The organism is Pseudomonas asiatica, from assembly GCF_040214835.1.
In the GTDB taxonomy this organism is placed as follows: domain Bacteria; phylum Pseudomonadota; class Gammaproteobacteria; order Pseudomonadales; family Pseudomonadaceae; genus Aquipseudomonas; species Aquipseudomonas putida_Z.
On sequence record NZ_CP157874.1, the window covers coordinates 2,499,781 to 2,518,126 of the forward strand.

At 65.1% G+C, this 18,346-nt stretch carries 16 protein-coding genes; 12 read left to right on the forward strand and 4 right to left on the reverse strand.

Annotated features, from left to right (window positions below; all coding sequences use genetic code 11):
• Positions 1–30: 30 nt before the first annotated feature.
• Positions 31–813 carry an SDR family NAD(P)-dependent oxidoreductase gene (locus tag ABNP31_RS11260; protein ID WP_075045483.1) on the reverse strand — a complete coding sequence of 261 codons (783 nt, stop codon included), beginning with the start codon at positions 811–813 and terminating at the stop codon, positions 31–33.
• Between the two features lie 251 nt (positions 814–1,064).
• Between ABNP31_RS11260 and ABNP31_RS11265 the strand changes: the two genes are divergently transcribed.
• The 4 genes from ABNP31_RS11265 (at position 1,065) to ABNP31_RS11280 (ending at position 6,199) form a co-directional block, all read left to right on the forward strand.
• Positions 1,065–1,571: a GNAT family N-acetyltransferase gene (locus tag ABNP31_RS11265; RefSeq protein ID WP_350013326.1), complete on the forward strand. Its 507-nt coding sequence runs from the start codon at positions 1,065–1,067 to the stop codon at positions 1,569–1,571.
• Positions 1,572–2,097: 526 nt separating this feature from the next.
• Positions 2,098–3,645, forward strand: coding sequence for an AMP-binding protein (locus ABNP31_RS11270; RefSeq protein WP_085616234.1), 1,548 nt, complete (start codon positions 2,098–2,100; stop codon positions 3,643–3,645).
• A 15-nt stretch (positions 3,646–3,660) separates the two neighbouring features.
• Positions 3,661–4,824, forward strand: a complete 1,164-nt coding sequence (locus ABNP31_RS11275; RefSeq protein WP_350013327.1) for an acyl-CoA dehydrogenase family protein — start codon at positions 3,661–3,663, stop codon at positions 4,822–4,824.
• Positions 4,825–4,888: 64 nt separating this feature from the next.
• A complete protein-coding gene (locus tag ABNP31_RS11280; protein ID WP_350013328.1) occupies positions 4,889–6,199 on the forward strand; it encodes an MFS transporter in 1,311 nt (436 codons plus the stop codon).
• Here the strand turns inward: ABNP31_RS11280 and ABNP31_RS11285 are convergent.
• Positions 6,184–7,146, reverse strand: a complete 963-nt coding sequence (locus ABNP31_RS11285; RefSeq protein ID WP_085616240.1) for a LysR family transcriptional regulator — start codon at positions 7,144–7,146, stop codon at positions 6,184–6,186. The two genes, ABNP31_RS11280 and ABNP31_RS11285, sit on opposite strands and share 16 nt — an antisense overlap.
• 150 nt (positions 7,147–7,296) lie before the next feature.
• Here ABNP31_RS11285 and ABNP31_RS11290 point away from each other — a divergent pair, with 150 nt between their 5' ends.
• Genes ABNP31_RS11290 through ABNP31_RS11300 form a run of 3 tightly spaced genes read left to right on the forward strand, consistent with a single transcriptional unit; the run spans position 7,297 to position 9,325 of the window.
• Complete coding sequence (locus tag ABNP31_RS11290) at positions 7,297–8,634, forward strand: DUF1329 domain-containing protein (RefSeq protein ID WP_085663423.1); 1,338 nt, start codon at positions 7,297–7,299, stop codon at positions 8,632–8,634.
• Positions 8,635–8,646: 12 nt separating this feature from the next.
• Complete coding sequence (locus ABNP31_RS11295; RefSeq protein ID WP_085663424.1) at positions 8,647–9,036, forward strand: YidH family protein; 390 nt, start codon at positions 8,647–8,649, stop codon at positions 9,034–9,036.
• Positions 9,026–9,325 carry a DUF202 domain-containing protein gene (locus tag ABNP31_RS11300; RefSeq protein ID WP_085663425.1) on the forward strand — a complete coding sequence of 100 codons (300 nt, stop codon included), beginning with the start codon at positions 9,026–9,028 and terminating at the stop codon, positions 9,323–9,325. The genes ABNP31_RS11295 and ABNP31_RS11300 overlap by 11 nt, the downstream gene beginning before the upstream one ends.
• Before the next feature lie 18 nt (positions 9,326–9,343).
• Here ABNP31_RS11300 and ABNP31_RS11305 read toward each other — a convergent pair whose 3' ends face one another.
• Together ABNP31_RS11305 and ABNP31_RS11310 are read right to left on the reverse strand one after the other, a co-directional pair.
• Positions 9,344–11,302 carry an alkyl/aryl-sulfatase gene (locus ABNP31_RS11305; protein ID WP_085663426.1) on the reverse strand — a complete coding sequence of 653 codons (1,959 nt, stop codon included), beginning with the start codon at positions 11,300–11,302 and terminating at the stop codon, positions 9,344–9,346.
• Between the two features lie 101 nt (positions 11,303–11,403).
• Positions 11,404–12,303: a LysR family transcriptional regulator gene (locus ABNP31_RS11310; protein ID WP_085663427.1), complete on the reverse strand. Its 900-nt coding sequence runs from the start codon at positions 12,301–12,303 to the stop codon at positions 11,404–11,406.
• Between the two features lie 67 nt (positions 12,304–12,370).
• Here ABNP31_RS11310 and ABNP31_RS11315 point away from each other — a divergent pair, with 67 nt between their 5' ends.
• From ABNP31_RS11315 to ABNP31_RS11335, 5 genes are read left to right on the forward strand one after another with little or no spacing between them, the layout of a single operon-like run.
• Complete coding sequence (locus tag ABNP31_RS11315) at positions 12,371–13,642, forward strand: 3-hydroxyacyl-CoA dehydrogenase (protein WP_085663428.1); 1,272 nt, start codon at positions 12,371–12,373, stop codon at positions 13,640–13,642.
• Complete coding sequence (locus ABNP31_RS11320) at positions 13,639–15,426, forward strand: acyl-CoA dehydrogenase C-terminal domain-containing protein (RefSeq protein ID WP_085663429.1); 1,788 nt, start codon at positions 13,639–13,641, stop codon at positions 15,424–15,426. The genes ABNP31_RS11315 and ABNP31_RS11320 overlap by 4 nt, the downstream gene beginning before the upstream one ends.
• Positions 15,427–15,469: 43 nt before the next feature.
• The gene (locus tag ABNP31_RS11325; protein ID WP_085663453.1) at positions 15,470–16,633 is read left to right on the forward strand and encodes an iron-containing alcohol dehydrogenase; all 1,164 of its coding nucleotides are present in this window, start codon (positions 15,470–15,472) and stop codon (positions 16,631–16,633) included.
• A 2-nt stretch (positions 16,634–16,635) separates the two neighbouring features.
• Positions 16,636–17,070 carry an acyl-CoA thioesterase gene (locus ABNP31_RS11330; RefSeq protein ID WP_085663430.1) on the forward strand — a complete coding sequence of 145 codons (435 nt, stop codon included), beginning with the start codon at positions 16,636–16,638 and terminating at the stop codon, positions 17,068–17,070.
• A gap of 21 nt (positions 17,071–17,091) precedes the next feature.
• Entirely contained in the window at positions 17,092–18,276 is a 1,185-nt protein-coding gene (locus tag ABNP31_RS11335) for an acetyl-CoA C-acyltransferase (protein ID WP_085616259.1), read from the forward strand.
• Positions 18,277–18,346: the final 70 nt, after the last annotated feature.

Here is an 18,346-nt window from a genome sequence, read left to right on the forward strand (position 1 = left end):
AGGCGAACGGGTAGGGCTTCTCTGGCGTTCTCAGGATGCCTTTTCCATTGCCTTGCGGGACATCCTGAGCACCAGTTTGCGAGGCAACAGCGGAACAATCCAGTCGAGCATGACGCGCAACTTGCCTTCATTGAACGCAACCAGTTCACCGCGCTCCATGGCCTGGTAACCGCATTGCGCCACGGATTGTGCCGTCCTGGCATTGTTCCAGGCATCCACACCCTGCAGATCACCTGCGGCGACGAAACCTGTTGCGACCGCGCCAGGGCACAGCGCAGTGGCGGTTACACCGTATTCCCGGGTTTCCTCGGCGATAGCCTGGGTGAAGGATGTCACGAATGCCTTGGTGGCGTAGTAAACCGCCTGCAGGGGGCCTGGTATGAACGAGGCGGTCGACGAGACGTTGAGAATACGCCCGCGTCGACGCAACACCATCGCCTTCAGATAATGATGGGTCAGAGCGGTAAGCGCGGCCATGTTCACTTGCATCATGGCTAGATCGGCAGCGATGTCGCGTTCGACGAACTTCCCGTGGCCACCGAACCCGGCGTTGTTGATCAGAACGTCGATGGACAACCCCAATGCTTCGGTGGCAGCGAATACCCGATCTGCTGCGCCAGGATCGGCCAGGTCTTCCACGATTACATACACTTTCACGCCGTATCGAGTCTGAAGTTCGTGCTTGATGGACTCCAGCTTGTCACGCGAGCGCGCTACCAGGACGACATCGCCACGCTTGGCCGCATGGAGGCGTGCCAGTTCCAGTCCGATGCCACCCGAGGCGCCAGTGATCAATGCGGTGTCAGTAACCATGTTTTCTCCTTGCTTGGTGCAATACGTTTGGGCAAGGAGATGCTACGGTGCGGGTTTGGGGATGGCACTAGCGCAAGATGCCATGGCTAATTCCGATTGCGCCAAGCTGTGGTTCGCGTAACGCGAGCCAAGCGTTATCCATTACTTGATAGCGACTGCTTTCTAGCCGAAGCAGACATCAGGTGTAGCCGCAGTCGAGCCGCAGCTGGCATGCTTGTTGATCGCTAGCGGGAAGACGCAGGGAGTCTACGATGGAACGGTCTTGCATTACTTATTACCTGGAAATGACCTCGGCTTCCGAGCTGCAGGAAAAACCACAGCGTCACGACCTTCAGATCATCGAATGTGAAGTGCCTCAGGCGGAATTCAATCGGTTTCTCTACAAGCTGGTAGGAACGCCCTGGGAGTGGGGCGATCTTGATAGCTGGAGCAGTTCCGAATGGCAGGCACTCGTTGAACAGGAGTGCCACCGTACCTGGGTTGCCTATCACCGCGGCGCGATAGCCGGCTATTACGAGCTTTATCGCCCCGATGGCTGTAACTGCGAAATCCGCTACTTCGGGTTGGCACCGCAGTTTCTAGGGTGTGGCTTCGGCGGGGCACTCTTGAGTCACGCTGTTCGATCTGCGTGGGAATGGCAAGGTACAGAGCGGGTGTGGGTACACACATGCACGTTCGACCATCCTGCCGCGCTTGGAAATTATAAGGCGCGCGGATTTCGTGTTTTCAAGCAGGAGGAGACGCAGCCAAGCCAATGAGCGCTGACGCCAGACTGCGAAAGCTCGCCATGGAAGAAGGCGGCCGTTCACGAGTGGCCGTTTTCGACCCATTGCGGTCATTTTGCCCCACAGCAATCATTGTGGGAGCGGGTTCACCCGCGAACACCGGCACGGCCGGTGCCATCCACCGCGGCGCCTGCTTCGCGGGTAAACCCGCTCCCACAGAGTACGCGTCGCGCTTACGAAACCAGTTATCTTTTAGCGTCCGTTTTGGGTCGAAAGCAGCCGGTCGCCACTGACCGCAATCGACCCATAGCGGACATCTGAAGGCCGGCACTGACTACAGTGCGTTGGTACGGTATCCGCTATGGGTCGAAATCGCTCCCTCATGAAACAACGCTGCCACAGACAATGACTGCCATATCCCAACCGATCGCCAGCCCCAACATGTCTGGGCCTTACGCCAGCCAATAAAGGTATGGCTCACATCTGAATCTTGTATTTCATCTGCACGCGTTCGCCTGATTAGCATCGTCGATGTCTTCCTGTCGACGAGAACAACAACGTGAACCTTGGAACGATCATTACCCGAAGTGCCCGCTACTGGCCGGACCACATCGCCGTGGCGGACAGCCAGACACGCGTCACATACGCCCAACTGGAGCACCGCAGCAACCGCTTGGCCTCAGCGCTGGGTACGCTAGGCGTGGGTGTCGGGGAGCATGTGGCGATACTCGCCGCCAACCGCGTGGAGCTGGTCGAAGCTGAAGTGGCGCTGTACAAGGCGGCGATGGTCAAGGTGCCGATCAATGCGCGGCTGTCAGTGGATGAAGTGGTGCGGGTGCTGGAAGACTCCTGCAGCGTTGCACTGATCACCGATGCCAGTTTTGCCCAGGCGCTCGCAGCGCGGCGCACGGAGTTACCGCTGCTGCGCCAGCTGATCGTGCTGGAAGACGAGGGCGGTGATCTGGGTTATGCCGCGTTACTAGAGCGCGGCAGTGAGGCACCGCTGGGCCTGGACCCGGCCGACGATGCGCTGGCCGTGCTGCATTACACCTCCGGCAGCTCCGGCGTGCTCAAGGCTGCGATGCTGTCGTTCGGCAACCGCAAGGCGCTGGTGCGCAAGAGCATTGCCAGCCCCACACGGCGCTCCGGGCCAGGCGATGTCATGGCCCACGTGGGGCCCATCACCCATGCCAGCGGTATGCAGATCATGCCGCTGCTGGCGGTGGGCGCCTGCAACCTGCTACTCGATCGTTATGACGACCGCCTGTTGCTCGAGACCATTCAGCGCGAACGGGTGACGCGGCTGTTCCTGGTGCCGGCGATGATCAACCGCCTGGTCAATTACCCCGGCGTCGAACGCTTCGACCTGTCGAGCCTGAAGCTGGTCATGTACGGCGCCGCGCCCATGGCACCTGCCCTGGTGAAAAAGGCCATCGAACTGTTCGGGCCGATTCTCGCGCAAGGTTACGGGGCCGGTGAAACCTGTTCGCTGGTCACGGTGTTGACCGAGCAGGACCATTTGGTGGAAGACGGCGATTATCAACGCCTGGCCTCGTGCGGGCGGTGCTACTTCGAGACCGACCTGCGGGTGGTCAACGAGGCATTCGAGGATGTGACCCCGGGTGAAGTCGGCGAGATCGTGGTCAAAGGGCCCGACGTGATGCAGGGCTACTGGCGCGCCCCAGCGCTCACCGCCGAAGTGATGCGTGACGGTTACTACCTTACCGGCGACCTGGCGACAGTCGATGCCCAGGGGTACGTGTTCATCGTCGATCGCAAGAAGGAAATGATCATTTCCGGCGGTTTCAACGTGTACCCCAGCGAAGTGGAGCAGGTGATCTACGGTTTCCCCGAAGTGTTTGAGGTGGCGGTGGTCGGCGTGCCCGACGCCCAGTGGGGCGAAGCGGTGCGCGCGGTGGTTGTGCTCAAGCCCGGGGCGCAACTGGAGGCCGCCGAGCTGATCGATCGTTGCGGCCGTGCGCTGGCCGGTTTCAAGAAACCGCGCGGCGTCGACTTTGTCAGCGAACTGCCGAAAAACCCCAATGGCAAGGTGGTGCGCCGCCTGGTCCGGGACACCTACTGGCAACACAGCGAACGTCGTATCTGACCCGGGAGCATCACCATGTATCAACCCAGTGCAAAGGCTGCGCAGATTATCGAAGCGATCGAGGGTTTCGTCCGCGATCACGTACGCCCGCTGGAACAGCAGGCACAGCTGGACTGGGCGCGCCCGCACCCCCAGCCGGTGCTGCGGCAGGTGTGGAAACTTTCCAGCGAGCAGGGCCTGTACACCGTCATGCTGCCCGAAAGCATGGGCGGAGCCGGCCTGAACGTGGCCGACCTTTGCGCGGTGAAGGAGGCCACGATGCTGACAGGCTCGATGCTTGCCTCACACGTGTTGGGCGAGCTGTCGGGGCCACCGCGCGTCGGCCACCTGTTCAAGGTGGCCAGCCCCTACCAGGTCGAGACCTTTCTCAAGCCAGTGTGCCGCGCTGAAAAGGCCGTGTGCTTTGCCCTGACCGAAGCCGAGGCAGGTTCCGATGCCACCGCCATTACTACCCAGGCGCGCCGCGACGGCGACCACTATGTGCTCAGCGGCTGCAAGCGTTACATCTCTGGCGCCTCCTACGCCGACCTGGCGGTGCTGCTGGCGGTGACCGGGCCGGGGAAGGGCGCCCAGGGCATTTCGGCGTTCTTCGTCGACCTCAACGCGCCGGGTGTGCGAATCGACAGCGATTACTCGGTGATGTCCGGTGGCGGTGCCCACGGCGACATCGTGCTTGACCAGGTGCGCGTGCCCGCGGCCAACCTGATCGGTGAAGAGGGACAGGGGTTCAAACTGGCCATGGGGCGCATCACCCTCAACCGTCTGCTGCATTGCCCGACCCTGCTGGGGATGGCCGGCCTAGCGCTGAACTTGTCGATCGAGCATGCACGCAGCCGCAAGCAGTTCGGCCAGCCGATAGCCATGTTCCAGGCGGTCAACCACATGATCGCCGACATGGCCACCGAGCTGCACGCTGCGCGCAGCATGGTCTACGCCACGGCCCAGGTGAACGACGCAGGGGGCGATATCCGCACCCAGGCGCCGATGTGCAAGCTGTTCGTATCCGAGGCTGCCTTCCGCATCGCCGACAAGGCGGTGCAGGTGCACGGCGGTGCCGGGCTGATGCAGGGCCATCCGGTGGAGTGGATTTTCCGCGCCACGCGGATGATGCGTATCCTTACCGGCACCAGCGAGATCCAGCGCAACACCATCGCCAAAGGCGTGCTGATGCCTGCCTGAACGACGGGCCGCCCTTGCGGCGGCCTTTTTGCAACACCTCACAACAATAACAAGAGTACTCGCCATGACTGCGGATTCTTCCCTGCCTAACCCCCGTACCGCCTGGCTGGTGGCCGCGCTGCTGGCCCTGCTGATGCTGGTCAACTTTCTCGACAAGGTGGTGATTGGCCTGGTGGCCGTGCCGATGAGCGCCGAACTGGGCCTGACGGCCACCGAGTTCGGCCTGATCGGTGGTGCCTTGCATTGGTTTTTCGCGATCTCCGCCGTGGTCGGTGGCTTCATGGCCAACCGGCGCCCCACGCGCACCTTGCTGTTGGGCATGGGCCTGTTCTGGGCGCTGATCCAGCTGCCGATGCTGTTCGCCACCTCACTGTGGACCATCGTCGCCTGCCGGGTGCTGCTGGGCATCGGTGAGGGGCCGGCATCGCCGGTGGCCACTCATGCACTGTACAAGTGGTTCCCCAACGACCGGCGCAACCTGCCGGTGGCCCTGCTGCATGCCGGCAGTGCCATGGGCCTGCTGGTGGCGGGGGCAATGATCCCCTGGATCAGCCTGCATTACGGCTGGCGCACCAATTTCATCATCCTTGCGTTGATCGGCCTGGTCTGGTGCCTGTTGTGGTGGCGGCTGGGCCAGGAGGGCACCCTCGAACGCCTGCGTGCCAGCCAGCTCAAGGCCGACGAATCGGCTATCCCCTATCGCAGGCTGCTGGGCGACACCAGCGTGATGGGCAACTATCTGTGCCACTTCGCCGCCAACTGGTCGCTTGCCCTCACCCTGACCTGGGTGCCCAGTTACCTGCAGGTGGGCCTGGGTATCGACCCGCTGCAGACCGGGCGCATCTTCATCATGTTCGTGGTCGTGACCACGCCGCTGAGCTTGCTGCTGGCCTGGTTTTCCCAGCGCCTGATGCGTCGCGGCGTGAAGTCACGGGTGGCACGTGGCGTGTTCGTTTCGGTGTGCCTGATACTGGGCGGGCTGTTGTCGGCTTCGTTGATGCTGCCTGGCTTGAGCACGGCCGTAAGGGTCGCCGCGCTGACTTTGAGTGGTGGCCTGGCGCTGGTGATGTATTCCGTGGGCCCGGCAATGCTCGCCGAGTTCACCCCGGCGGCCCAGCGCGGCGGCATCCTCGCCATGGGCAACGGCATCGCCTCGCTGGCCGGGCTGGCAGCGCCGGTGGTGACCGGCTTGCTGGTACAAGGTGCGGGTAGCGAACACCCGGCGGGGTATGCCCAGGGCTTCCTGGTGTGCGGCGCGGTGCTGGTGCTGGCCGGATTGGTGGGCCTGGCCACCATGAACCCGCAGCGCACCCAGCAGCGCCTGCGCGAATCTGCTGCCGCTGGCGGGCAGGTGTGCGCTCAGACCGCCAGCTGAACGCCGAGCACCGACTCCAGCGGCTCGGTCTCCTTGCCGATCAGTTCGCCCCGCCACCGGCCGCTGTTGACCAGGTCAATCAGCACGCTGCGCACCAGGTCGCGCAGGCAACCGGCAGCGAACGACAGGGGTTTGTGCTGGGAGTGCGCCAAGGCGATGGTGCGGCTGATGCGCGGTTCGACGATGCGCCGCGCCGCCGTGGGTTCGAGCAGTACGCTCAGCGGCGGCCAGTTGCTGATGGTCGCCGCCAGGCCGGCGCGCACCAGGCTGGCGATACCGGGTGCCGATTGCTGCTCGTAGGCAGCGGCCAGGGGGACGGCGGCTTCCATGGCGGCTTGCTCGATGCGTCGGCGCAGGTGCAGCGTCTTGGGCGGCAGTACCAGCCGGGTGGCGGCGGCTTCGGCTAGGGTGATGGTGTCGGGGGTGCCGGGGGCTGATGCGCCAACCCAGTACAGCGCCTCGGTGAAGATCGGCTCGGCCTCCACATGGTCGAGTTCCTCGGCATTGGGCACCACTCCGAAGTCCACCTTGCCCAGCTCGATGGCCTGGCCGCCTTCACGGCTGAGGCCGTCCCATACGGTCAGAGTGACGCCGGGGAAGCGCTGTTCGGCGCGCCTGACGATTTCTGGCAGCAGCAGGTCGGCGGCTGTGGCCGGGATGGAAATGGCCACGTGGCCCTTGGGGTCGCCGCGGCTGGATTTCAGCTCATCCTTTACCGAGTCGAGTTTCTGCACTACCTGCCGGGCCACTTCGTAGAGCTGGCGCCCGGCATCGGTCAGGGCAATGCCATCGTGCTGGCGGTCGAGCAGCTGCATCTCCAGTTCACTTTCCAGCAGGCTGATCTGCCGGCTCAACGCCGGCTGGGCAATGTAGGCGCGACGTGAAGCCGAAGAGAAGCTGCCGGCTTCGACGATGGCGATCAGGTAGCGGAGCTGTTTCAGGGTCATCGGAGCGGTTCCAAGGGTATGCCGAACTGATATGGCACGTATCCGAACACGTTATTTGTGGGGTTCGAAGCGCGGCTCCTAGTATCACCCCGAAAGGGCGTGCCAAGGCAAGCCCGGCCAGGACACCACAACAATAAGAGGCCAAGCCCGATGAAACCATTCGCTCTGCTGCGCAGCTTCCTGTTCGTCAACGCCAGCCTGCTGAGCCTGTACGTGGGGGCCACGCCACTGCCCGCAGACCTGACGCCGGTGGGGGCCGAACGCGGGCCCAGCGGCGACGGGCGCATACCGGCCTGGAACGGCGGTCTGCGGGCGGGGCAAGTGTCTCTGGCGGTCAACGGCACGCCGCTGGACCCGTACGCCGATGAGCAGCCGCTGTATGTGATCACCGCCAACAACTACACCCAGTACCGGGAGCAACTGACGGCGGGGCAGGTGGCCTTGATGCAGCGTTACCCCCAGTCTTTCCGTCTGCCTGTGTATCCCTCGCACCGCAGTGTCGCGGTGCCGCCACCCGTGGGCGAGTGGGCCCGGCACAATGCGGCCAGTGCCCGGCTGGTCAATGACGGCAACGGCGTGGCGGGCTTTGCCGGCGTAGTGGCATTCCCCAGGCCCGAGAATGGCCTGCAGGTGCTGTGGAACCACCTCACCCGGCCGCGCAACGGCAGTTACAGCCTGGCCTCGGACAGCATCACCCCGCGTGGCGATGGCCGCTTCGCGACGATGAGCCTGCAACAGAACTTCGCCCGCCCCGACGTACTGGAAGGCGGCCAAGCGGGCAACGTGCTGTATTACCTGAGTTACCGTATGACCGCGCCGTCGCGTCTGGCGGGCGATGCCGTGGTGCTGCACGAAACCCTCGATCAGGTCGCCCAGCCGCGCCTCTCGTGGCTGTACAGCAGCAGTCAGCGGCGGGTGCGGCGTGCCCCGACGCTGGCTTATGACAGCATCACCCCGGGCACGGCCGGCCTGCGCACCGCCGACAGCCGCGACATGTTCAACGGCGCCCCGGACCTCTACCAGTGGACCCTGGTGGGCAAGAAGGCCCTGCACGTGCCGTACAACAGCTATCGCCTGGCTTCGCCCGTGCTCGGTTATGCCGCGCTGATCGGGCCGGGGCACGTCAACCCGCAACCCACCCGCTACGAGCTGCACCGGGTGTGGGAAGTGGTGGGCACCCTCAAACCTGGGGCGAAGCACCTGTACGCCAGTCGCCGCTATTACCTGGACGAGGACAGCTGGGCAATCCTCGAGGCGGACTTTTTCGACCACAAGGGCCAGTTGTGGCGCACCGCCCAGGCCCACAGCTACTACCACGTGACTGGGCAGGCGCTGGTCAACGCCATGGAGGCGATCTACGACCTGCGCAGTGGCCGCTACCAGCTGTCAGGCCTGACCAACGAGCAGCCAAGGCCGTACGCCTTCGACGTGCGCACCAGTGCTTCCTACTTTTCCCCCGGCGCATTGCGCAGCCAAGGGCTGCGCTGACACAGGGCTCTCATGAATTCCGATCACCGTCGTACTCCTTGGGAGCGCTGGTTGCTGGGGCAGGGCAAGGCGCCCGACCCGCGTTTTACCTTGGCCAATGAGCGCACCTTTCTTGCTTGGATTCGCACCGCACTGGCCTTGCTCGGCGGCGCCATCGCCATCGAAACCTTCGCTGCCCATGCCTGGCCACCCTCTGGGCGCGTGGCGATGGAGCTGGCGTTGCTGGCCATCAGCTTGCTGGTGAGCCTGGGCGCCGGCTGGCGCTGGTTCGCGGTGGAGCGCGCATTGCGCCGCGAGGCGCCGCTGCCGTTCCCGCGCCTGGTGCCACTGCTGAGCGTGGCGTGCGGGCTTGCCGGTGTGGTGCTTGTCGGCGTGCTATGGGCGCGTTGGCATGGCGGATAGCGCCAGAGACACCGGGCTGCAGGCCGAGCGTACCGTGCTGGCCTGGCGGCGCACGCAGGTCTCGTTGCTGCTGGTAGCGTGCCTCGCCTGGCGTGGAGAGATGTGGATGGTGGCTGGCCTGGCGGCGCTGCTGGCGGTGTTGTGCCGGGCCCGTGACCGCCGGGTGTACCGCCGTGGGCTGGGCATGCTGCATCGCGAGCAGGGCCACGCGGCCGCCTGGAGTGTGCTGCTCTGTGCCCTGGGGGTGACGGGCCTGGTGCTGAGCGTGTGGTTGCGCCGCTCGCTTTAGGGCGGCGCTGTAGGTGATTTAGGGGGTGACGATATTGAAGCGCCCGTCCGGCTCGTCCAGCCCTGCCATGAAGCGCATGAACTTCATGCGCTCGCCACTGATGTCGATATCACCCACGGTCGCTTCCTTGAGAAAGCCGGTCTGCTTCAGGGCGATGCGGTCCAGAATAGCCTTGCTCATTTTCACCTCGACATCCGCCTGCCCGTGGCGGGTGTGGTCGCGGTGGGTGAGAACGCCGTTGCGTAGGGTCAGTGCATAGTCTTCGTTCAGGTCGGTGAAGTGCCAGTTGATGGTCAGGTCCTGCTCGGCGGCCTTGGCAGCATCCACGCGTACGCCCAGGTAATCGAAGAACAGCGTCGGGCTCAGGGCGCGTACCAGGTCGTCCGCGCTGCCGCCTTTGCTGGTGGTCGGCGCCACACCGTTGCGCAGCTCTTGCGCACCGGTCAGGTAGGCGTTGCGCCAGGTGGCGTTCTCGCTCTGGTAGCCCAGTTGCTCCAGGGCGTCGGCCTGCAGCTCGCGCGCTGCGCTGTTGTCGGGCTCGGCGAATACCAAGTGTCGGGTGAGCTCGGCAACCCAGCGGTAATCACCGCTGCCGTAGGCCTCAAGGGCCAGGGTCAGCACCCGCTCGGCACCGCCCAGGGCCTTGACGTAATGCGCACCGGCCTCGCTCGGCGGCAAGGGGTTGAGGGTTGCCGGGTTGCCGTCGTAAAAGCCCATGTAGCGCTGATACACCGCTCGTACGTTGTGGCTGAGCGAGCCATAGTAGTCGCGGCTGTACCATTTGCTGGCCAGCCGAGGCGGCAAGGTGGTCAGCTCAGCGGCGATCTCGGTGGGGCCAAGGCCACGGTTGATCAGGCGCAGGGTCTGGCTGTCGATGAAGGCGTACATGTCGCGCTGGTCAGCCAGGTAGTCGCGGATCGCCGCGCCGCCCCAGGTCGGCCAGTGGTGCTGGGCAAACACCACTTCGGCCTGCTCGCCATAGCGCAACAGCGACTGGTCGAGGTAGTGCGCCCACACCTTGGCATCGCGCACCTGGGCGCCGCGCAGGGTCAGCACGTTGTGCTGCACATGGGAGGCGTTCTCGGCCATGCACAGGGCCTTGAACTGGGGGAACCACAGGTTCATTTCAGCAGGCGCTTCGGTGCCAGGGGTGAGCTGGAATTCGATGTCGACACCGTCGATGCGCAGGGTCTCGAAGGGCTGTTCGATCAGCCGGGTCGGGGCAATCAGGCTAACCGTGGCATTGGTCGGCACACCCTTGCCCAGGCCGGCATCCACCTGGCCGCGTGGACCGCGTGGCAGTGGTGCGCCGTACATGTACTGCGCCCGGCGCTTCATTGCCGGCCCGGCCAGCACGTTTTCGCTGACGGCATGTTCGAAGAAGCCCTGCGGGGCGATGACCTGCACCTTGCCGGCCTTGACGTCCGCCTCGTCGATCACCCCACGCACGCCCCCGAAATGATCGACGTGCGGGTGGGTATAGATCACCGCCACCACCGGTCGCTGCGGGCGATGGCGAAAGTACATGGCCAACCCGGCCCTGGCGGTTTCCACCGACAGCAGCGGGTCCATCACGATCAGACCGTGCTCGCCTTCGATCAGGGTCATGTTGGCCAGGTCCAGGCCGCGCACCTGGTAGATGCCTTCGCTGACCTTGAACAACCCGGCAAGGGTGTTGAGCTGGGCAATGCGCCACAGGCTTGGGTTGACCGTGGCCGGTGCCTCGCCTTTCAGGAAGGCATAGCGCTGCAGGTCCCAGACGGTTTTACCGTCGGCATTGACCACCGGCTGGTCAACAGCTTCGAGCAGCCCGCGGCGGGCATTGTCGAAGTCGCTGCGGTCGCCGAAGGGCAGGCGCTGCAACCATTGCTGATTGCTCTGGCGGGTGAGGTCGCTGGCGTCCTTGGCCGGCCCGTCGGCCAGCGCCGCGTAGGGCAGGGCCAGGGCCAGCAGGCAGGGCAGTGTGCGTAGGCGCATGGGGTAGTCCTTGTTGTTCTGAGGGCGAACACTCTAAGGACAGAGCTCGCCGGCAAACCAATACCACTCTTGCATGGCCACCCATGCCCAAGTGCTATGGCTCAGCCGGCACCAATGTCCATGATGCGCGCCACCAGCCAGGCCAGTGCCGGGTCGTGCTGGCGATGGGCAAGGTACACCAGCTCCAGCTGGAAGGGCTCCAGGGCGAACGGCAGCTCGAATACCTGAAGCGGCAGCAGCCGGGCGAAATAGCGGGCCAGGGCGGTGGGCAGCACCACGCACAAGTCGGAGCTTGCGGCCAGGTGTGCGGCCTGCAGGTAATTGGGCGTGGTGTAGACGATGCGCCGGGCCAGACGCTGTTCCCCCAGCCATTGGTCGACCATGCCACGTGTCTGCCCGCCGTGCACCCACAGGTGGCGCAGGGCGAGAAACGCTTGAAGGTCGAGGGTGCCATCCACTTCGGGGTGGCCCTGGCGCACCGCCACGTGCAGGGTTTCGCTGCGCCAGTGGCGCCGCTCGTAGCGCGCGGGCACCTCATCGAAGCGCCCCAGCACCAGGTCGAGCTCGCCGCGATCGAGGGCTTCGGCGGGCAGATTGGGCGTCAGGTGCAGCACATCCACGCGCAAGTGCGGGGCCTGGGTTTGCAAGGTGGCCAGCAACTTTGGCATGCACAGCTGTTCGGCGAAGTCGGTGAGCGCGATACGCAGCTGGCGGTGGCTGAGCCGCGGGTCGAAGCTGTCGCCGGCGCCAAGGGTCTGTTCGATCTGCAGCAATGCCGCGCGAATCGGGCCTTCCAGGGCCAAGGCGCGCGGAGTGGGACGCATGCGTCGGCCCACGCGCACCAGCAGCGGGTCGCCCAGCAGGTCGCGCAGACGCGCCAGCGCATTGCTCACCGTCGGCTGGGTCAGCGCCAGGCGTTCGGCGGCGCGCGACACATTCTGTTCACGCAGCAGCATGTCCAGGACGCGCAGCAGGTTGAGGTCGAAGTTGGTTATATTCATGCGAAAAATACATGGGATGGAAAATGAGAATTTCAAAAATAGTAGGCGCCTGACTAGGGTGAGGGCAATGCCTTCACACCTTGAATCAGGAGCGTCACGCGTGATTATTTCCTACAACGTTCAACAGGCGGCGGTGATCGGCGCCGGCACCATGGGCCGCGGCATCGTCATCAGCCTGGCCCGTGCGGGCCTTGCGGTGCTGTGGCTGGACAACGACTCCAGCGCTACCGAAGCCGGCCTGGCGATGATCGCGCAAACCTGGGCACAGCAGGTGGCCAAGGGCCGTATCGATCAGGCCGAGGCTGACACCTGCCTGGCGCGGGTGCGCCAGGTAACGGCTTATGATGACCTCGCCGAAGCCGACCTGGTGATCGAAGCGGTGTACGAGAACCTGGCGCTCAAGCAGGCCATCTTCCGTACCCTGGACAGCACGCTCAAGGCCGACGCCATCCTTGCCAGCAACACCTCGGCACTGGACATCGACGCCATCGCGGCAGTCACCCGCCGGCCCGAACAGGTGCTCGGGCTGCACTTCTTCAGCCCGGCCCATGTGATGAGGCTATTGGAAGTGGTGCGCGGGGAGCGCACTTCGCCTGCGGTGCTCGAGGCTGCCCAGGCCCTTGGGCAGCGCATGGGCAAGGAAGTGGTGGTGGCCGGCAACTGTCCAGGCTTCATCGGCAACCGCATGCTCGCCAGCTATGTGGCCGAGGCGCGCAAGCTGCTGCTCGAAGGCGCCACGCCGCGGCAGGTGGATGAGACGTTGCAAAGGTTCGGCATGGCCATGGGCCCGTTTCGCATGTACGACGTGATCGGCATCGACCTGGAGTGGCGGGCCCGTCAGCTGGCTGGGAAAGGCATGGATGCGCCGTTGGCCCAGGTCGACAATAGCCTGTGTGCGCTGGGGCGCTTCGGGCAGAAGGCGGGCCAGGGTTACTACCGTTATGCCCCTGGCAGCCGTGATGCGGTGCACGACCCCGAAGTCGATGCACTGGTGCTCAAGGTCGCCCATGACCTGGGCGTGCGTCGGCGCCAGATCGACGACGAGGAAATCCGTGAGCGCTGCCTGCTGGCGCTGGTCAACGAAGGGGCAAAGATACTTGAGGAATCGGTGGCCAGCTGCAGCGCTGACATCGACCGTGTCTACCTGCATGGCTACGGCTTCCCGCACGAGGTTGGCGGGCCGATGCGCTGGGCTGACCAGCAGGGGCTGGGCTTGCTGCTGGCACGCCTGGAACGCTTGGAGGGACTGTTCGGCGAGCACTGGCGCCAGGCCGGATTGCTGAGGAGCCTGGTGGCTGAGGGTAAACAGTTGGCCGACGTTCGCGAGGGCCGCGCATGAACTACCGAGCCCCCCAGCGTGACATGCACTTCGTGCTGCATGAACTGTTCGATGTGACGGCGCACTGTGCCCGCCTGGGCAATGAGCTGGACCGCGAAACCATCGATGGCATTCTTGAGCAGGGTGCACGCTTTGCCAGCGAAGTGGTTGCGCCGCTCAACCGCCAGGGCGATGAGCAGGGCTGCCGCCTGGAGCAAGGCAACGTGCGCACTCCGGATGGCTTTCGCCAGGCTTACCGGCAGTATGTGGAGCAGGGCTGGGGTGGCATGACCGGCCCGCTGGAACATGACGGCCAGGGCCTGCCGCAAATGGTTTCGGCCTGCTTTCACGAAATGCTGATGGGCGCGTCGCTGTCGTTCCGGATCTATTCCGGGCTGACCGAGGGCGCCGTGCTGGCCTTGCACCGGCATGGCAGCGCAGCGATCAAGCGCGATTACCTGGGCAAGCTGGTCAGCGGCGAATGGGCCGGCACCATGTGCCTGACCGAGCCGCAGGCCGGCACCGACCTGGCGCTGCTGCGTACCCGTGCCGAGCCGCAGGGCGATGGCAGCTACCGCATCAGCGGTAGCAAGATCTTCATCAGCGGCGGCGATCAGGATCTCACCGACAACATCGTCCACCTGGTGCTGGCGCGGCTGCCGGATGCGCCGGTCGGTGTGCGTGGCATCAGCCTGTTCCTGGTGCCCAAGTTCGAATGCACAGAAAACGGAGGGCTGGGCCCGCGCAATGCGGTCGAATGCGGCGCGCTTGAGCACAAGATGGGCATCAAGGGCGCGGCGACCTGCGTGATGAATTTCGATGGCGCCCGTGGCTGGCTGGTGGGAGAGGCCAACCAGGGCCTGGCGTGCATGTTCACCATGATGAACGATGCGCGCTTCCAGGTCGGCCTGCAGGGGCTGGGCATCGCCGAGGCGGCCTTCCAGGGTGGCCTGGGCTATGCCCGCGAACGCTTGCAGTCGCGCAGTCTGGCAGGGCCGGTGGCGCCCGAGCGCAGTGCCGACCCGATCATCTGCCACCCTGACGTGCGGCGCATGCTGCTGACTCAGAAAACCCTCAGCGAAGGTTGCCGCATGCTGGCGGCCTTTGCCGCCCAAGCGCTGGACCTTGAGCACGGTGCTTTGCAGCCTGAAGTGCAGGCGGCCGCAGGGCGCCGGGCGGCGTTGCTGATCCCCATCGTCAAGGCCTTCCTCACCGATGTCGGCCAGGAGACTGCCAGCCTGGGCGTGCAGCTGTACGGCGGGCATGGCTACATCCGCGAATGGGGCATGGAGCAACTGATGCGCGACAGCCGCATCACCCAGCTGTACGAGGGCACCAACGGCATTCAGGCGTTGGACCTGATTCGCCGCAAGCTGCTTGGCGATGGTGGCGAGCAGTTGCGCCTGCTGATCGATGAGTTGCTTGAAGGGGCACGCAACTGCCGCGCAGACGCGCTGGCCGGGATGGCCCAGGCGGTTGCCCAGCGCCTGCAGGAATGGCGCAACCTGAGCGCCGAGGTGCTCGACGCCTGCCGCTGCGACCCGCAGGAAATCGGCGCGGTGTCGGTGGATTTTCTCGCCTATTCGGGCTACGTGCTGCTGGCCGCACTGTGGCTTCGGGCGGCCGAAACCGCCAGCGCGGCATTGACCGCCGGCAGCCAGGACAGCGCCTTCTACCAGGCCAAGTTGCAGGCTGCAGCCTTTTACTGGCGGCGGGTGTTGCCGCGCGCGAGTGCCCACTGCGAGGCCTTGCGCGGCGGCGCACAGTGCCTGATGAGCCTGGATGATTCGCACTTCGCCTTTTGACCTGGCCCTGCTGTTCACCCACAAGAACAAGAGGAACATGAGTATGCAGCCTTTCAGTTTTGCCACCACCCCCCACCTGCTTTGCGAACCCGGCGCGGCCGGGCGCCTGGCGCAGCTGTGCCAGCAACGCGGCGTGCGCCGCGTGCTGATCGTGACCGACCCGGGTATCGTCAGTCTGGGTATGCTCGATGACTTGCTCCCAGGGTTCACCCAGGCCCACTTGAGCGTGGCGATCTTCAGCGAGGTCAGCGCCGACCCCAGCCATGCCTGCGTGCTGTCGGCCGCCGCTCGGGCGCGGCATATCGGCGCCGAGCTGATCGTCGGCTTCGGTGGCGGCAGCTCCATGGATGTCGCCAAGCTGGTGGCGCTGCTGGCGCACCCGGCCTGTGACCAGACCCTGGAGGCGGTGTACGGCATCGACCGGGCCAAAGGCCAGCGCCTGCCGTTGATCCAGGTGCCGACCACCGCTGGGACGGGGTCAGAGGTCACTCCCGTCGCCGTGATCACCACTGGCGAGGCGGCCAAGATGGCGGTGATTTCACCCCTGTTGCTGCCCGACCTGGCCTTGCTCGACGCAGAGCGCACTCTGGGCCTGCCCCCGGCGATCACCGCCGCCACGGGGATCGATGCCATGGTCCATGCCATTGAGGCCACCACCAGCCAGTTCAAGTGCAACCCGCTGTCCAGCCTGTTGGCCCGTGAGGCGCTGGCGCTGCTGGCCGGCAACCTCGACCAGGCGGTGCACAACGGTGGCAACCTGATGGCGCGCCAGGCCATGCTGCTGGGCGCCTGTCTGGCCGGGCAGGCGTTTGCCAATGCGCCGGTCGCGGCGGTGCATGCGCTGGCCTACCCATTGGGGGCGCGTTACCACGTGCCGCACGGGCTGGCCAATGCGCTGGTGCTGCCCCACGTGATGCGCTTCAACCGTCGCGAAGCGTTCGCCGACTATGCCGCGCTGGCCCCGGCCCTGCTGGGCGATCGGCTGGTGCCTGGCGACCCCCATGAGCTCTGTAACCAGTTCATCGATGAGCTGGAGCAGCTGGCGCCACGCTGCGGCCTGCCCAGCCGGCTGCGAGATGTCGGGGTACCGCGGCACAGCCTGCCATTGCTGGCCGAGGATGCCCTGCAACAGCAACGGTTGCTGGTCAACAACCCGCGCAAGGTCACCCTTGACGACGCATTGGCCCTCTATCAGGCGGCGTTTTGAACATGGCCAGGGAACGCCCGCTGCGCGGCGCCTACCGCCACTTTCAGCCGATCACCACGCGCTGGCATGACAACGACCTGTACGGGCATGTGAACAACGTCGTTTATTACGGGTTTTTCGACAGTGCCGTGAATACCTGGTTGATCGAGCAGGCCGGCCTCGATATTCACAACGACCCGGTGGTGGCCTACGTGGCCGGGTCTGCCTGCGACTATTTCGCCGCCGTCGCCTTCCCGCAACGCATCGAGGTGGGCATTGCCGTCGAACGTTTGGGCAACAGTTCGGTGCACTACGCCCTGGCCGTGTTCGTCGAGGGCGAACCCGAGGCCTGCGCCGCCGGCCGTTTCACCCATGTGTTCGTCGATCGCCGCAACAACCGCCCGGCCAGTATTCCCGCCCAATTGCGCAGTGCCTACGAAAGCCTGCTGCCGGTGTAATTGCCCAAGGAGAGCCGTTTCATGCAAGACGCAGTCATCGTATCCACCGCGCGCACGCCCATCGCCAAGGCTTGGCGCGGCGCGTTCAACGACCTCACCACCCCCAGCATGAGCGCTATTGCCATCCGCGCCGCCGTCGAGCGCGCCGGCGTGGAGCCGGGCGAAGTCGAGGACCTGGTGCTGGGCACCGCCATGCAAAGCGGGACCGCCGCCATCAACCCGGCGCGCTTGTCGGCCCTGGCGGCCGGCTTGCCGCAGTCGGTGGCCGGGCAGACCATCGACCGCCAATGCGCTTCAGGGCTGATGGCAATTGCCATCGGCGCTCAGCAGATCCGCGGCGAGGGCATGCACGTGGTGGTCGGAGCCGGGCAGGAGCAGATCAGCCTGGTGCAGCAGGCACACATGCAGGCCGCCAATGCTGCCCAGGACGACACGGTGCGGCGCCTGTGCGAGCACGCCTATATGCCAATGCTGCACACAGCCGAGCACGTCGCCAAACGCTATGGTATCGCCCGTCACGCCCAGGACCGTTACGCCTTGCTGTCGCAGCAGCGAACAGCGGCAGCGCAGGAGGCCGGGCTGTTCGCAGATGAAATCGTGGCAGTCACGGCGCAGCGCAAGGTCGTCGACAAGGCCACTGGCGTCCAGTCCCACGAGCGCGTGCACCTGAGCCAGGACGAAGGTAACCGCCCGCACACCCGACTGGCGGACCTCGAGGCACTGCAACCGGTGATCGAGGGCGGCTGCGTGACGGCTGGCAATGCCAGCCAGTTGTCCGATGGTGCCAGCGCCTGTGTGCTGATGAGCGGTGCCCGGGCGGCACGCGCAGGCTGCCAGCCGCTGGGACTGTACCGGGGCATGGCGGTGGTCGGCCTGGCGCCGGAAGAAATGGGCATTGGCCCGGTGCTGGCGATACCGCGCCTGTTGGCGCGCCACGCGTTGCGGGTCGAGGACATCGGCTTGTGGGAGATCAACGAGGCATTCGCCTGCCAGGTGCTCTACTGCGCAGAACACCTGGGCATCGACCCGGCTCGGCTCAACGTCAACGGTGGCGCCATCGCTATCGGCCACCCCTATGGCATGAGCGGTGCGCGCATGGTCGGGCATGCCTTGCTCGAAGGCCGCCGGCGCAAGGTTCGCTACGTGGTGGTGAGCATGTGCGTGGGCGGGGGCATGGGCGCGGCTGGCTTGTTCGAAGTGCTCTGAAGCACTGCCATCGAGCCATAACGAACCGGCATGGCATTGATCCGAAGACGCTATTTGTGAGCGTAATCAA